22 protein-coding genes are annotated in these 14,877 nt (G+C 38.2%); 15 read left to right on the plus strand and 7 right to left on the minus strand.

Annotation, left to right across the window (positions count from 1 at the left end; all coding sequences use genetic code 11):
* Positions 1–18: 18 nt before the first annotated feature.
* Positions 19–1,338: a redoxin domain-containing protein gene (locus AB5I83_RS16745; RefSeq protein ID WP_448977157.1), complete on the plus strand. Its 1,320-nt coding sequence runs from the start codon at positions 19–21 to the stop codon at positions 1,336–1,338.
* Positions 1,339–1,380: 42 nt separating this feature from the next.
* On the opposite strand, the gene AB5I83_RS16750 is transcribed toward AB5I83_RS16745, so the two are convergent.
* The 3 genes from AB5I83_RS16750 to AB5I83_RS16760 form a co-directional block, all read right to left on the minus strand.
* A complete protein-coding gene (locus AB5I83_RS16750; RefSeq protein WP_448976816.1) occupies positions 1,381–2,220 on the minus strand; it encodes an STAS domain-containing protein in 840 nt (279 codons plus the stop codon).
* Positions 2,221–2,656: 436 nt separating this feature from the next.
* Complete coding sequence (locus AB5I83_RS16755; RefSeq protein WP_448976818.1) at positions 2,657–4,108, minus strand: zf-HC2 domain-containing protein; 1,452 nt, start codon at positions 4,106–4,108, stop codon at positions 2,657–2,659.
* The gene (locus AB5I83_RS16760; RefSeq protein ID WP_448976819.1) at positions 4,105–4,602 is read right to left on the minus strand and encodes an RNA polymerase sigma factor; all 498 of its coding nucleotides are present in this window, start codon (positions 4,600–4,602) and stop codon (positions 4,105–4,107) included. The genes AB5I83_RS16755 and AB5I83_RS16760 overlap by 4 nt, the downstream gene beginning before the upstream one ends.
* Positions 4,603–4,777: 175 nt before the next feature.
* Between AB5I83_RS16760 and AB5I83_RS16765 the strand changes: the two genes are divergently transcribed.
* Positions 4,778–5,236: a GNAT family N-acetyltransferase gene (locus AB5I83_RS16765; RefSeq protein ID WP_448976821.1), complete on the plus strand. Its 459-nt coding sequence runs from the start codon at positions 4,778–4,780 to the stop codon at positions 5,234–5,236.
* Between the two features lie 112 nt (positions 5,237–5,348).
* Here the strand turns inward: AB5I83_RS16765 and AB5I83_RS16770 are convergent, their stop codons facing one another.
* Complete coding sequence (locus AB5I83_RS16770) at positions 5,349–5,873, minus strand: undecaprenyl-diphosphatase (RefSeq protein ID WP_448976823.1); 525 nt, start codon at positions 5,871–5,873, stop codon at positions 5,349–5,351.
* A gap of 74 nt (positions 5,874–5,947) precedes the next feature.
* Between AB5I83_RS16770 and AB5I83_RS16775 the strand changes: the two genes are divergently transcribed.
* Positions 5,948–6,409, plus strand: coding sequence for a GyrI-like domain-containing protein (locus AB5I83_RS16775; protein WP_448976825.1), 462 nt, complete (start codon positions 5,948–5,950; stop codon positions 6,407–6,409).
* 136 nt (positions 6,410–6,545) lie between these two features.
* Here the strand turns inward: AB5I83_RS16775 and AB5I83_RS16780 are convergent, their stop codons facing one another.
* Positions 6,546–6,875: a DUF4257 domain-containing protein gene (locus tag AB5I83_RS16780; protein WP_448976827.1), complete on the minus strand. Its 330-nt coding sequence runs from the start codon at positions 6,873–6,875 to the stop codon at positions 6,546–6,548.
* Between the two features lie 473 nt (positions 6,876–7,348).
* Here AB5I83_RS16780 and AB5I83_RS16785 point away from each other — a divergent pair, with 473 nt between their 5' ends.
* From AB5I83_RS16785 to AB5I83_RS16840, 12 genes are all read left to right on the plus strand, one after another.
* Complete coding sequence (locus AB5I83_RS16785) at positions 7,349–7,978, plus strand: kinase (RefSeq protein WP_448976829.1); 630 nt, start codon at positions 7,349–7,351, stop codon at positions 7,976–7,978.
* Positions 7,975–8,580: a DUF4253 domain-containing protein gene (locus AB5I83_RS16790; RefSeq protein WP_448976831.1), complete on the plus strand. Its 606-nt coding sequence runs from the start codon at positions 7,975–7,977 to the stop codon at positions 8,578–8,580. Before AB5I83_RS16785 ends, AB5I83_RS16790 begins: the two co-directional genes overlap by 4 nt.
* 1 nt (position 8,581) lies before the next feature.
* Positions 8,582–8,908, plus strand: a complete 327-nt coding sequence (locus AB5I83_RS16795; RefSeq protein ID WP_448976832.1) for a hypothetical protein — start codon at positions 8,582–8,584, stop codon at positions 8,906–8,908.
* A gap of 2 nt (positions 8,909–8,910) precedes the next feature.
* Positions 8,911–9,936 (plus strand): DUF2332 domain-containing protein, encoded by a 1,026-nt coding sequence (locus AB5I83_RS16800; protein ID WP_448977159.1) that lies wholly within the window; start codon positions 8,911–8,913, stop codon positions 9,934–9,936.
* A gap of 33 nt (positions 9,937–9,969) precedes the next feature.
* Positions 9,970–10,566, plus strand: coding sequence for a hypothetical protein (locus AB5I83_RS16805; protein WP_448976834.1), 597 nt, complete (start codon positions 9,970–9,972; stop codon positions 10,564–10,566).
* A gap of 25 nt (positions 10,567–10,591) precedes the next feature.
* Positions 10,592–11,020, plus strand: a complete 429-nt coding sequence (locus tag AB5I83_RS16810; RefSeq protein ID WP_448976836.1) for an ester cyclase — start codon at positions 10,592–10,594, stop codon at positions 11,018–11,020.
* 11 nt (positions 11,021–11,031) lie between these two features.
* Positions 11,032–11,259 carry a hypothetical protein gene (locus tag AB5I83_RS16815; RefSeq protein WP_448976838.1) on the plus strand — a complete coding sequence of 76 codons (228 nt, stop codon included), beginning with the start codon at positions 11,032–11,034 and terminating at the stop codon, positions 11,257–11,259.
* A 45-nt stretch (positions 11,260–11,304) separates the two neighbouring features.
* A complete protein-coding gene (locus AB5I83_RS16820; protein WP_448976839.1) occupies positions 11,305–11,766 on the plus strand; it encodes an N-acetyltransferase family protein in 462 nt (153 codons plus the stop codon).
* A gap of 99 nt (positions 11,767–11,865) precedes the next feature.
* Positions 11,866–12,465 (plus strand): hypothetical protein, encoded by a 600-nt coding sequence (locus AB5I83_RS16825; protein ID WP_448976841.1) that lies wholly within the window; start codon positions 11,866–11,868, stop codon positions 12,463–12,465.
* A 65-nt stretch (positions 12,466–12,530) separates the two neighbouring features.
* Positions 12,531–12,845: a hypothetical protein gene (locus AB5I83_RS16830; protein WP_448976843.1), complete on the plus strand. Its 315-nt coding sequence runs from the start codon at positions 12,531–12,533 to the stop codon at positions 12,843–12,845.
* Between the two features lie 26 nt (positions 12,846–12,871).
* Positions 12,872–13,285: a hypothetical protein gene (locus AB5I83_RS16835; RefSeq protein ID WP_448976845.1), complete on the plus strand. Its 414-nt coding sequence runs from the start codon at positions 12,872–12,874 to the stop codon at positions 13,283–13,285.
* Positions 13,286–13,295: 10 nt separating this feature from the next.
* Positions 13,296–13,673, plus strand: coding sequence for a hypothetical protein (locus AB5I83_RS16840; protein WP_448976847.1), 378 nt, complete (start codon positions 13,296–13,298; stop codon positions 13,671–13,673).
* A gap of 48 nt (positions 13,674–13,721) precedes the next feature.
* Here AB5I83_RS16840 and AB5I83_RS16845 read toward each other — a convergent pair whose 3' ends face one another.
* Together AB5I83_RS16845 and AB5I83_RS16850 are read right to left on the minus strand one after the other, a co-directional pair.
* Positions 13,722–14,261 (minus strand): GNAT family N-acetyltransferase, encoded by a 540-nt coding sequence (locus tag AB5I83_RS16845; protein ID WP_448976849.1) that lies wholly within the window; start codon positions 14,259–14,261, stop codon positions 13,722–13,724.
* Positions 14,245–14,781, minus strand: a complete 537-nt coding sequence (locus AB5I83_RS16850) for a hypothetical protein (RefSeq protein WP_448976851.1) — start codon at positions 14,779–14,781, stop codon at positions 14,245–14,247. The genes AB5I83_RS16845 and AB5I83_RS16850 overlap by 17 nt, the downstream gene beginning before the upstream one ends.
* Between the last annotated feature and the right edge of the window lie 96 nt (positions 14,782–14,877).

Below are 14,877 nucleotides of genomic sequence, written 5' to 3' on the forward strand. Positions count from 1 at the left end.
ATTTTGGCAAATAGAGGTTTGAACGTAGGCAAGCCAGCACCTGATTTTACTTTACCGGGAACGTATAATACAAAATACAGCTTATCAGACTTCGCGGGTCAGCCTATTATTATTGTTTTCTTAAGGGGCACATGGTGACCTAACTGCCGGAATCAGCTGGTCCAGCTGAATGAGCAATATGATTTCTTAAAAGAAAAGGGGATCCAGGTTCTTGGAATTGCCGGGCAAAATATTAACGGAATTCAGGCGTATGTTGAAAAGGAAGGCATCAAGATTCCCATTCTTTCTGATGAAAAGAGATCAGTGATTAAACAATACGAGGTTTTTGTACCCATAAAATGGGACAGTTTCCGGATCGCCATACCTAGCACATATGTATTGGACGAAAACCATGTAATTCGCTACAGCTATATAGGAGATTCGCAATTTGACCGTCCAGCGATGGATGAAATTTTGAATATCGTCCACGAAATCGATGTATCAACTTCTGGTGGAGATGAAGCAGACGAGCGTGGTCAGGCAAATGTATTCGTTGGTGCAATGAAAGAAACCTTTAATGATATTGTCTTATCCACCCAGACGATTAAACACAGTGTGAATCACAATTTAGTTTCTATTAACGAATTGGAGAACGAACTAACTGAAAATAAAGAAGCACTAACTCAATTTTTCACCGTGTTTGAACAAATGGAATCAAAGATTAGCACTTACAGTGGAGCAATTGAAGAGGTAGCAGAGGGTTCTGTTGCTGTTATCAATGATAATCAGCAGGCTGTCGAGCATATGAATCAAACATCAGAATTATTAAAGGAACTTGTAAGTCTAACCAAAACCATTGGCAGTATCAGCTCTACGATTTCATCGATTTCAGCACAAACGAAAATACTTGCGTTAAATGCTTCCATAGAGGCGGCACGTGCTGGTGAACACGGTAAGGGATTTTCTGTGGTGGCAAAAGAAGTTGGCAAGCTGGCGGCTGCCTCTGCAGAAGCATCTCAAAATATATCTACACAATTAGAAGGAATAGAGAACAAAATCAGTTCGAGTTTTTCTTCTTTCACCGACTTTGACGACCTTATGCAGCAGATAGACACGAAGGTGAAATCCCAAAATAAGGAGCTAGAAAAGGTTTCAACGGGTATCTTATCTATTAGGGCTGATAGTATTTCACTTGCGGAGCGTCTCAGAAACATCACTGAACAGCAAGAAACCCAGCAACGGAAAATCATTTCAGTCAAACAACAAGAAATGAATATTTCTTCCGAAATAGATGGGATCCATCACGATATTGATGAAAATAACAGACTGGTGTCTGAGCTCGACAAGAGATTTTTATAGGCAATAGCAAAGCCCCTATGTAGTAATAGGGGCTTTACTTCTTTATTTAGCAACCTCGTTATCCAGATAAGACCTCAATGTTTGCTGTAATGTGCCTTTGGTTTCTGCCTTTTGGTCAAAAGTGATTCCTGTATGAATCATTTTTCTTACAAGCTCAGGACGCATTCCAGTGATCACTGCGTTCGAACCCATCATGGAAACGCCACTCAATACTTTTTGGAAGTGGGAAATGACGTTCATTTCCATGTCCGCAATCCCTGAAAGGTCCATAATCAAGGTTTGGACCTTAAGTCTTGCAATATCCATTAGGATCTTTTCTTCAATGATATGCATCCTGTAGTCATCAATCATGCCGATTAGTGGCAGAACAGCAACAGTGGCACTGACTGGAATGATCGGAACAGATAAATGTTCAACCAATTTCCTTTGCGAGTTAAGCAGTTCATCTTTGTACTTTGTATAAGTCAGGAAGAAGGTATTCAGGAATTGGTCTATTTGGTCATTGATCCTCTTCTCAAGGTGGAAAAACTCCTCGCGTTCAGAAAATCTATTATGCAATTGATCATATTTGTTTAGGAAGTGCCATAAAGTTCGACGGATGGCCTGAATCCACTCCAGTTTGAAAGCAACAGTCAGTGAATGCTCTGCCCAAGCAATCCCTTCTTGTTCTGCAAAAGCAACCAGATTCTCTTCCTGCTGCTCCACTATGTATACAATTAACTTCTCAGCGTTCTTTAAAAGATCAATATTTCCTTTTTGGAGGATCTCATTGATTTTAGATGCAACATTCACTGCTTCCGACAACAAGTGCTGCTCAAAAAGTTCCCTATTGGCTTTAATGAAATCGGTCACTTCATCTCTTTGGTTAAAGGTTGATTCCATTTTATGTACACTCCCTGATTAAATAATTTAATTTTAATTAACAACACGCAGATAGGTGAAACTTAATCTTTACTAAATGTAACAAATTGACGTTTTTTATTCAAATAAATGCATATTTCCTCCATCTAAAGAGGATATAGAATCTAGACAAAGAAGTAATAATAAATAAATTTTATTAGGAGGAAGAAAAATGGGATGGCTGCTCATTGTAATCATAGCATACTTGCCGATATTTTACAGGATTCATAGAAGGCTGGATTTTCTGGAAAAAGAGGTTGAGCGATTGAGTACGGAAAAGTAAGGAAGGGTTCCTCACACCATAGGCGGAATGAAGAATAATATTATGATAAGTAGGAATCCGCTTTTAACCTTGACCTTGATAGGGAAGAACATAGGACAAATTAAAAGACTGCCATTTTACAGGCAGCCTTTAATTTTAAAATGCATCTATATAGATTTTTTCTTCGAGTCCCGTTTGGGCAGAAATGAATTTATCTTCCTGGAAGTATTCTAAATCCGGTTTCATGTAGACTAGTTCGAAATTGCCTGTCAAAGCTGAGTAAATGACTACTTTCAGTTGATCTTCAATATTGGCAGATGAAACTGAGAGGTCTACTTGATCCAGTGTTTCAAAAGAAGGAACATGACGATTGTGATCAAAGCTTTCAAGTTCACCATTCCTGGCATTCAAATGTAAAATGGTCTCGGTTTCTAAAGGAGTATACAATGTATAACCCTCTAATTTAGGCACAGCTTTGAAGCTGTATACCTTATATCGAGGGTCATCTGCAAACGAGTTGAAATTAAAGCCTAAAGACACAAGTTCAAGGTTGATATCTTTGCCATAAAATCTTTCTAAGTAAAACCTGGCTTTGGTTTCAGCCTCTTTTTGATCAATGATTGAGTCATCACTTAATGGTCCGGTATTACCCATATAATCAGTGATTTGCCCGGTAATAGCATCAATAGCTCCACCATAGCCATTGCCAATATCAAAATGGTAGACATACATGTCATTGACCGGGCTTTCCTTCTTCAGCTTGATCTCTTTTTGATCAAGATCCAGAACTTTAGCAATCTTGCTTTTTAAATCGGACTCTGCCATCGGCTTCACTTGATCTGGCATTTTATGAAACCGAGTATAGCTATAGGTTAATGTATTGACTTTTTGGTAAAACTTATCCATCTTTTTTACATCTAAAATATGCAGGTATGAACTGTATCCATGGTGAGTTTTGCTATACTGCTCACCAACGATTTCATGATGTTCACTAAAGTATTTCTTAATCGCATTGAAGGCATCTTCATCTGTTTCAGACCATCTGCCCTGCTCATAGCGGATTTTCATGACTTCGGCCATCGAGTTCAGTCTTTGGGTGTCAAGCGATAGACTAAACTCAGTAGAGTTCTGGCTCTTCTGCTCAATAAAGTTCATGTGCTCTTCTAGTTTAGCATTGGTTTCAAAAAACTCGTGACTTAGCTGCTGGAACGGATCAAGAGTAATTTGCTCCTTATTTTTTATCATTTCAAATGCCCCGGTAAAGTGGTCGATGGAAGCATAGTATTCATCTACTGCCCTGAACAATTGCTCACGCTCATTGATATAATCTGTGAAAACCATCGTAAAAATAATTGCCGCAAGAACAACAGAAATAATCCTAACTCGATTCAGTTTCATTCTTAGAACAATTTTTTCATCGAGTGATTGTGGTGCTGCAGGCTCTTCTATTTCGCTGATGGGAAATGACTTCTCTCCTGTTTCGTAAAAATTCTTACATGCCTCGCATTCAGTCAAATGTTCATCAACTGCTTTTTTTACCGAAGGACTTAAATCATTTTCCAAATATAATGGATATAAATCCTGGACAACATCATGCTCCAACTTCATTCTCTAGCCTCCATTTCACGGTAGATTTCCCTGAATTTTTTCCTGGCCCTGTATAGTCCAACCTTCATCTGTCCGATTGATTCGTTTGTTATGGCAGCAACCTCTTCATATGAAAGGCCATTGACATCTCGCAGGATGATATACGTTCTGTAATTTTCCGGCAACTTCAGTAATGTCAACTCAATGTGATGCTGATCATCTGAACGTTTGTATGGATCTGGCTGATTAAATCTTTGCTGGTCAATCAAATCCGATTGGTATTCCATTTTGTTTTCTTTCTTCTTGCTGAAATTGATATATGTGTTTCTTGCTATTTTAAAAAGCCAGGTCTTTAATAAGGACTCACCACGAAAGCTTGAAAGTGATTGAAAGGCCTTTAAAAATGTATCCTGAGTAAGATCTTCGGCAATATGCTCATTTAAAGTTGAGCGATACAGGTACAAGAAAATAGCATTCTTGTAGGTCTCATATAATTCAATTCTTGGGTCTGACATTCCATCCCCCTCTCTCTGGAAAACATAGACAGTTAACATCACCAAAAGTTACATATAAATTGATTTATTTATAGAAAATCAGATGGTAAAATTAGTTAAATGCTTACATACAGTCTTTATAATAACATCATCGGTTTAGAATGATGATTTTGTAGAAGGGGGAGGGGGATATTTTATGGAGTTGACTTTACGACTCATCACGAAGGATAACTGGGAAGAGGCCATCCAATTGAAGGTGAAGGATAAGCAAAAGGATTTTATCGCCTCCAACCTATATTCCATCGCAGAAGTCCAATTTCTTGATCAGTTCATTGCGTGTGGCATTTATGAAGGAGACCAAATGGTCGGGTTTACGATGTTTGGAGTAGACCCAGATGACGGTAACTATTGGATTTATCGCTTGATGATCGATGAAATGCATCAAGGAAAAGGATATGGCAGTGCAGCAGTAAAATTAGTAATCGAAGAGATTAAGAGAGGGAACACATCCAGAATCCCTTTGATCATGATTGGCTATGACAAGGAAAATGAAGGAGCAAGAGCTGCCTATAAGAAATCCGGATTTTCGGAGACAGAAATAGCCCCTTGGGGGGAGCAGTTGGCTGCCTACACCCTGAAGGCCGAGGTTCACTGATACTGCGTACAAATATCAGTGTAAGTTCTGGGAAAGTGTCCGTCATCAATGCCATAACGGACAGAAATAGGAAGAAATCCAGGAAAAGTGTCCGTTCTAACTGATGAGGTTGTTAGTTGGCTTCAGGTTTCGTCCCGAATTTACTGAATGAAATGATACGCGCTGCCACACTTGTCAATGAGCCAAGAATAGCGCTTCCGATGATGTCTAATGGATAGTGGTGACCAACCCACACGCGGGAGAAGCCGGTTAGCGCTGACATCCACATCATGATTGTACCTAGGGTTCGATGAAACATCATTACAGTGGTAGAAGCAGCAAAAGCGAGCATAGTATGCTTGCTGGGGAAGGAAGAATCCATTTTTGAAGGAATAAGGATTCCGACACGTCGCTTCATGAAAGGACGAGGTTTAAAATACAATATATGGATGAAGAAGTGTAAAATGAAGCTAATGGCTACTGACATACCTGTTTCAAGTGCAATTTGTTTATTCATTCTGTTTTTAAACAGCATCAATATCAAAATCAAAAGATAAGCATAGCGCACACGATTAGAAATAAGGATCATCAGTTGATCCACCGGTGATACGCGCCCAGAAAGTCTGTTGATTAGCTGAAAAAGGTTAAGGTCCATCATGTTTCTCCTCATTGTTTTTACCTTACTTTTCCCTGGCTGGTCCTAAAAATGTATGAAAAAAGGAGAGGGTTTAAATGGAAGCAAAGCTGGTAAAGAAAGAATCATTCAAGGCTATAGGAGTCAAATGGATCGGCACTTTTGAACAGGCCGCCAAGGGAGAAATTAAAGGCTTTCATAAGGAATTTCTCAAAAGAAGAAATGAAATAGAATGCGCTGTAAATCCTGAAAACATACTTGGGCTTTCTTATCACATCAACGAAACTGGATTTACATATTATCTGGCATTGGAAGTGGAAGATACGACGGCTATACCGGAAGAAATGGAATTAATTACGGTACCGGCCTATGCTTTTGCCAGTACAGAATATAAGGGGACAGCAGTGCATGAAGCATATACAGGCTTGTACGCATGGATCAAACAGAATGGCTATTCATTAAAACAGGGTGAAGTAGAGCATCTGGAAGAGTATCCAGGAAACTTTGATCCTTTAACTGATGAACCTGAACTGATCATCAATATTCCGGTTATCGCTTAAAAAGGGATTTATTTATAGGAAGGGAAATGTTTGAGGGGAAGGAGTTGGTTTATAAGTTTCCCAACTTCTTTTTCATCAAAAAAAAACAAGCACTTTGGAAGCTGCTTGACCAATGTCTTTAGCAAACTTCTTTCTTTTAGGCTGAGGTGTTGGTCTTTTCATTCCCAATATCCTCCCTGACCTGACTACTGTTTCCTATTCGAAATAATTCCAGTCCTCTTAGTAAGGCATCACCCCCAAAGCCAGCCATGATTGACATCAAAAAAACTCTTAGCAGTGAATCAGCTTCGGAAGAGACCACCAAAAGTGCGGCAGCTAATGAACCTGTTAGGATCTCTTCCAAGAAACCAAGGTAGATGAACTTTTTTGTTCTTCGAGGCATGATGATCTTGCCTCGTTTTCTAACATGAGCTGTCAGTCCAACAAATCCACCGATGACCATTGCGAAAATAATGTTTTCTAACAAATTGATCACTCTCCTAAAGTCCAGATTTTTGTTGGTCGACCTTTGGTATCTCTAGGTGTATTACTATTATACAAGTAGTAATGATGGAAAAGCATGTGTAAATTTATCGAATTTTCAGTATATTTTAATGGTAAAAACTATGTGTAACTTTTTGGTAAATTTTAATATTTGAGACCTTTGTAAAAAGTTACAGGCCTATTGTCATAAAGAATTCATTTAAATAAGAGTAATTAATATAGAAAAAGGAATTGAACTGGAGGGTACCAATGTTTGTTATAAATGTGGAAGGGGCTATTTCCAGAGACGGAAAATGGCTAATCATTTAGGAGAAGTAGAGAAGATATCGAGTAAAATCCAGCTTAAATGATGCTGCCGGTACGAGGCGGTATTATTTTTGCCTGAAAAAGGAAATGAATGCTGATTTAGCGAATAAGTAAAGATGTTTTACAAAGTTGAGGTGTGAGGTTGCTCAGATGGAAGCATTAAATAAATTATTGAGACAAATCAATCTGGATGTTCGTCAAAATAAACGATTTATTCTTGGCATAGATGGTCTCAGCAGGTCAGGGAAGACAACTTTAACGAATATGCTACTTTCTATGCTTTCGGAAAGAGAGATTGAGGGCATTGCAATTCATCTGGATGACCACATTGTTGAAAGATCCAAAAGATACAATACTGGCTGCGAGGAATGGCATGAGTATTATTATTTACAGTGGGATATAGAGTGGCTAAGGAAAACATTGTTTGAAAATCTGATTCACTCTGAAGAAATTGAATTGCCCTATTATGATAATGAAAAGGATCTGTATAATGATAAGACCTTGAATTTGGCTGATAAAGAGATCATCATCGTCGAAGGGATTTTCCTTCAGAGAGAAGAATGGAAATCGTATCTAGATTATACCGTTTTTATAGACTGTCCCCGAGATGCTAGGTTTGACAGGGAAAACAGTCAAACTCAGCAGAATATAGAAAAGTTCAGAAACAGATACTGGAAAGCTGAGGATTTTTACTTGGAAAAGCTCAGACCTGAAGAAAAGGCCGATCTGGTCATTTCATATTTTGAATTGTTGAAAAAATCTGCAGGTGATGGGCAATGAATTGGAAAAAGTTATTATCTTACGGCAAAAGTAAGGAAGCCGGAATCAAGATTGAAGAATGCAGTATTTCAGAAGAGGCAATGACAATCGTGAAAAAGCATTATAATGGCCAGTTTATTCCATTTTACAAACAAGAATTGAATACAGAAAAACCTGTTGAAATGGCAGGGATTTGTGCGAAATCCAAACAAGATGAGACGGAAATGCTGGCTTTAAGACTAAGGGAGGAACTTAAGGCAATAAACTATTTGGCCTTTATATGCGATTCCAATCGGGAAAAAGTAGCCATAATCCCTGGATCAGATCAGTTTGAAATCCTGAAGATTCAGCAGACGAACGGAGATAATTACGATATTAGCAATAGAAGTGTTATTTCTAAATTAAAGGAATATTATGGAATTTACCCATTTACCATCATCGGCGCTGATTACGATTGGGTGGAAATGGAATTTGAAGTTTTACCTAATGGCAAAGAGCTAAAGGCGTTTGCCAGAGAAATTGCTGAATTCTGTCCTGACCTTGTAGATCAGGGGACGGGAAGCATCCATGATTTGATGGGAGAAATCAAAGGCACAAGAAAATTGTCTTTATGGTGGGACTAATATGTTAAAACGTTACAGATTATTTGCCATATCTTTTTTGATTGGCTGGATCGGTATTTCTATAACTCCTTTCTTTGACTCTGCCGTTGTAACCTCTGATTATGACTTGACAAGGCACAGACTTGGACTTCCGCTGCCGATCATTGAACAGAACACCTGGTTGACACCATTGGATGATGCTTTTCCGTTTGAATTAGGATTAGTGAGTCCCCAGGAGAACCCTACGAAGATAATAATAGGTAACTATTTATTCCTTGTGATGGCAGCTGTGCTAACTGTTTATATGATTCTAATGAGCATCAAGGTTTTATATATAAGGAATAGGTGATGATGATTATGACTGAAGGTCTTGCTATGAAGTTTAAAAGATTTGCGGTTCATGAATGCAATGGCTCAAGTCCGCTATATGAATTCCTATCTTTAAAAATAGCTGAAGACAATACAATGCTTGATCTTGCAGGGAAAGCGAGAGAGGGACAACCTGTCCCAAATCTATATTTTGGAGCTGTACACTATCTATTAATGAGAGGATATAATCATCCTCTTGCAGGATTCTATCCAAGCTTGACGGAAAAACCTATTCCTGCAGAAGAAGCATTTCCTTTTTTCGTTGATTTTTGCCGGACATATTCTGTTGAGATTATCGAGTTGATAAAAAGTAAAATCGTCCAGACAAATGAGGTTAGGCGCTGTTCTTACCTCTATCCTATTTTCAGCCGCATTTCTCACTTGACCCAAAAGCCATTGGCATTGATTGAAATCGGAACGAGTGCAGGCCTGCAGTTATTTGTTGACAAATATAGTTATACATATGGCACAGTTGAGAATTTCGGTAGTTCTCATTCGGAAGTTCACCTGAGGTCAGAAGTAAGAGGAGATAAATCGATCCTGGATCCATTGCACCATTTTGATGTTGCAACAAGAACAGGAGTCGACCTGCATATAAATGATGTTAGAAATCCAGAGGATTATTTATGGCTAAAGGCATTGATCTGGCCAGAACACTTTGAAAGACGGAAGTTATTTGAAAAAGCGGCAAGCTATGTGAGCAATCAAACATTACGTTTAATAGAAGGTGATGGAGTGGAGATGCTCAGGTCCCTGGCAAGCGACATTCCGGGAGACCAGGTGATTTGTGTATTTCATACCCATGTTGCTAATCAAATGTCTGTGGATACAAAGGAGAAGTTGCTGGAGTACATAAAAGAAATTGGAAAACGAAGGACAATTTTTCATATATACAATAATATTTATGATGCAAAGCTACATATGGATTATTATCTAGATCGTAAGGAAAGCTTGAACACAGTCGGGGAGACCGATGGCCATGGCCGGTGGTTCAAAATTAGTTTTTAGGGCGTTGAAATTTTTCGGTTGGGGGTGGATTTTTTGGATGAAGGCTCTTTAGTTATTTCTAGCATAGGTATGGCCATTGCAATTTTATACTCGATCTATCACCTTTTTATTAGCAAAAAGACTCTTGAATTGGAGCAGGAAATAGACGAAAAGATGAAAGCCCGTCCAGTTGCCAATGTAATTCGTTATTTGATCTTCCTTGCTGTAAACTCTTTTCTTGCTAATATGTTTTTTGATGTAGGTTGGCTTTTATGGATTAGTTTTTGCTCTGCAGTTGCTTTATGGATCTTGCTGGTGGAGCATCAGTTTAACTTGTCATACCTAATCAGTATCATTTTGATTCTTTTGATATTTTTAGGAGCTGGTGTACCGACCCATCAAAAATCGTTTATCAATCATATCAGTGATCATACTGAGTACAAATGTTTGCGAATAGAGTGTGTGAAAGTCGCTGAGATTGTAGTAGAGGATAAAGTAAAGACTGAAGTTAAAATATACTCGATACAAGACTTTTCATTTGATTGGTATCTGCTTTTTGCCCGAGGAGAGCTGATCCTGAAAGATGAAGACGGCAATGTAAAGGAATTCAGCGGGATTAATATTGGTGGCCTATGGCTGCTGGACAAGTGATTACGATGATTTTAGGGGTGGGAATATGATTAGTCTGGATAAGAGATTAGTGGTTGAAAAATGGTTCAGTAAATATTTTACACAGGGGAATCTTAATGTGATTGAGGAACTTACCACATTGGACTTTGTTTACCATTCGCGAAATGGTGAAAATACAAGGGACTCGATGGTTGATTTCATGAAATGGTATCGCTCTGTATTTCATGATGATGAATGGGTACTTGAGGATTTGATTGAACAGAACAATAAGCTGGTGGTGCGCTACACCGGATGGATGACATATAAAGGTGGCTGGTTTGATATACCGTCAGGAAATCAACGTGTTAAAGAGACCGGTATTATGATCTTCGTATTTGAAGGATCCAAAGTAAAAGAAATGTGGTGTGAAAATAGTGATGCAGCTATTCTTTATGATTTGGGTGCACTGAAGAAAAACACTCATGAAGTATTTTAGGAGGATGATGCATGGCTGGAACAATATTTTGGCTGTTAGTCGTAGCGTTTGGCTTCCTGTTAATTGGAGGCTTTATAGCTAAATCATGGAAGCTTCTCCTTATGAGCGGGCTTGCTGTGACTCTACCGTCTCTCTATTTTTTGGGAGCCGAGAATTGGTTTAGGGTTTTGGCTCTTGTTCCATTGGTCCCCTTTGGACTGAGTTATTTTATGGTGAGAAAGATGAAGTCTACGAGTTAACAGTACACAGTGACTTAGCTTCATTTTTAAAAGTAGGAGGATCATATGGAATTTCGAATAGCTAAGAAGAGTGATATTGATCAATTAATTAGAATGAGATGGGATTTCACGCTTGAAGATTACCCTGAAATGGGAGAGGGTGTGGAGTATGCTTCCTTTGAAAAAGAATGCAGAGAGTTCCTCGAAACTGCGATACAGAGCGAGAAGTGGTTTGTTTGGGTTGCCGAAAATAACGGGGAAATCGTTTCCCATATCTATATTGAATTGATTCAGAAGGTCCCGCGTCCAGGCAGGACCACAAATCCGTTTGCTTATATGACAAATGTATATACTGTTCTCGGACATAGGGGAAAAGGGATAGGCAGCAAGCTGATATCATGTGTCAATGATTGGGCTGAGGAAAACAAGTTCGAATTCATCATCGTCTGGCCCAGTGATACAGGCATTGAGTTTTATAGAAGGAATGGCTACACACATAGTAAGGAGCCAATGGAAAGGCATTTTTAAGAATCAATGAACGTTTGGGTGTGCGAATAGTCAGATTATTTGAAACCTTCTCCCCTAATTTGCGTAGTACTTAATATAAAGCAAAAAGGGGGAAAGGTTATGTCGCGTTTAAGTTTCATTTCAGAGAATACCTCGTATTTAATCCTCGTATCAGCGATTATAATAATCATCAGCAGTTTGTTCATGCCACTCGTTTTCGTTTATTTTATACAGGATTATCTTTATCTGTCAGCTGATAAATGGTTTTACGTTTCGCCACCTTCTGCTTATATACTTTTCATGATTGGGATGCTTTGGGTCGCGGTAACTTTATTGCTGCATTTATTTTTACGGTGGAAGTTTGATTGGAAAGGGCTAAAGTGGGTATCTCTCCTCCTTATCTTAGGAAGCATTCCATTTTTCCTGTTTGGTGTGTCTAATTATTACTACCTTGATAATGAGGGTATGCATTTTAATGACCATAAAACGTTCAACACAATTGACTCTTACTATTGGAACGATATTAAAGAAGCGAATGAGATTTTCGTGAAGAGCAACGGAGTAACAGTCCTTGACCATCTGACTTTGATCACTAAATCTGGAGAAGTAGTCGAACTGCCCTATAACACCAAGGTACAGAACAATAAATTTAAAATCATGGAGAAACTGCAGGAAAACAATGTGCCCTTAACCAACAATATGGGAGATTTATATGAATGATGTAAAGGGATGCTGCGCTATTGGATTCGTCTTCAACTAAGTAAATAAAGATAGAAGGTAGGAACATGTTTGTAAAAATATTTAGATACCGCTTAAAGCCGGGTAAGGAGCAGGAATACCTCGAAATACAAAATGAGGCCGAACGAATGTATTCAAGTTTTATCCAGAAACAGACTTTGTTTTTGCAATGCAAGGACGATAAGGAAATCTGGCAGGAAATCCATTTTTATCAGAATAAGAAGAGCTATACTGACACTGTTTCTTCAGTAGACCAACAGCCAGAAATCCAGATTTTGTACAATCGGTTCCTTGCAGTGATTACTTCCCTTGAAGAAATGTCTGAAGAAAACTATCAACTGATTGATTTCCAGAAAAACTAGTTATATGAATAGAATTGGAGATTGAGATGAGAAAATTTATTATTGGCTTATTTGTTTTTATTCTTTTTGGAACAGGCTGTGCTAATTATGAACCTGAGTTGACCAGAATCGATGTGCAAATACTGACTGAAGAGGGCATAAATAATGGGGAAGAAAAGATCATTACCTCAAAGGAAAGGCTGATGAAAATCCAGAAAGCCTTTGATGAAGTCAAATGGTCACCAAGAACAGAAGCTGAAATGTCCAGGAAAGAGGATATACTAGCGACATTCTTCATCCGAGAAGAAAAGAATATGCCGGAAAGATTGTACCAATATCGGATTTGGTTTGAAGGCGAAACGGCTACGATTGTCAGCGAAAAAGAAAATGAGGGTTATGGGAGGTTAACAGATAAAGAACAGGTTGATCTTCTTGAATCTGAATTGCTTTCCGCGGAATAGGGGAATTGCATTGAACACTAAAAAACTAAAGTGGATTACAATCACTCTTTATCTTATGTTCCTGATAGGCCTGATTGTTACGATGTACATCATAGTAACAGATAAAGATACGCCATATTCCTTAGGATTTGTAATCGGGTTTGTTTTATTCTTGCTTTTTTTTGCGCTCTTTCAAATGTTTATGATTGTTATGAACATTAGGAAATTAACTGCAACGGACATAAAAATAAGGATATTGAAATTCGTGGGAACGTTTGTATTCTTAATGGTGGTAACATGGACTTTAAACTATTTTTTTAGACCAGATAGGCTTGGTTTTCTGGACTTTGGAATACCCTTAGGGTTGGCTATTGGTATAACCTTTTATGATCTAATGCAAAAAAAGTGAGGAGAAAAGGAATTAATCCATTTCACCTCACTTTTTAGTACGAAAAAATCAACTCACTGCATTAAAAGCAAGCGGATACTCAATTTTTCCCTGTAAACCTGTTAATGAGCCTTCTTTTAGCTCAAGAGCCATGAAAACTTCGTCAGGCACAGGGAAAGGGGCTTTAATCCCAAATTCGCTGGATGGTGAAAAGCCAAAACGAGGGTAAAAGTTCGGATGGCCCAGAACAAATACATGATCATATCCAAAAGCCTTGCAAGCCTTGATTCCTTCATTGACAAGAGCAGAACCGATCCCGCTATATTGAAAATCTGGTTTCACGGCCATTGGTGCAAGACCTAGAGTTGGAACTGTTCCTTGATCGGTAATAAGATGGATGATGCTAAAAAGTATATGTCCGATTATTTCACCATCACCCTTAGCCGCCACGAGGCTTAAGTCAGGGATAAAGTTCTCCGAATTACGAATAAGTTCAATTAAATTAGCTTCATTTTCTCCATTCCCAAAAGCCTGTAGATTGATTTCTCTAATCCCAGTGAAATCAACTGTTTCTTCTTTGCGAATGACGTAATCAATCTTCTCTTTCATATTTCTTGTACTCCCTCCACACAAGGTTTGACGTTTTAGATTCCGAGTCAGTGAATTCTTTATAATATTTTCTTTCGTTTTCACCGGATATTGAGTCTACTTTATTTAATAATGGAATGAGGAAGTCTTTTTTGCGATTAACTTCTTCTTTGTTCTGAGAGTAATCCACATTATTTTCTTTATTTACAGCTAGTTGATGGTATTCATCAGCCAGCGAATCTAGCATTACTCCTATCATTGATATTTTCCCATTCATCATATGGTATTGTCTGCTTAGGCGAGTTAATTCTCCAATGTGAGAAGCTAATGCAAATTCCCCATTTTTTTCTTGCAAGTTTTTGATCCAAATATTTGGATCGCCATCATATTCCAGCAGAAATAGGGTATCCCTTACAGTCCGTTGAAAAGTGTAACCTAACTCACTCTTAAAATCTGTAATTCTATTGTACTGAAAAATAGTAATTAGAATCAGTAAAGCAATGAGAGCAAATTGAATGTAGATGACTTGTTTTGCTTTCATTAGAACTCCCCTTCACTAGAATTAGGATTATTTTAACAGTTAATTCCTGAAAATGGAATTGTTATTTTTGCCTATATTTTATATTTCAATTCTTTC

The organism is Mesobacillus sp. LC4 (assembly GCF_053543455.1).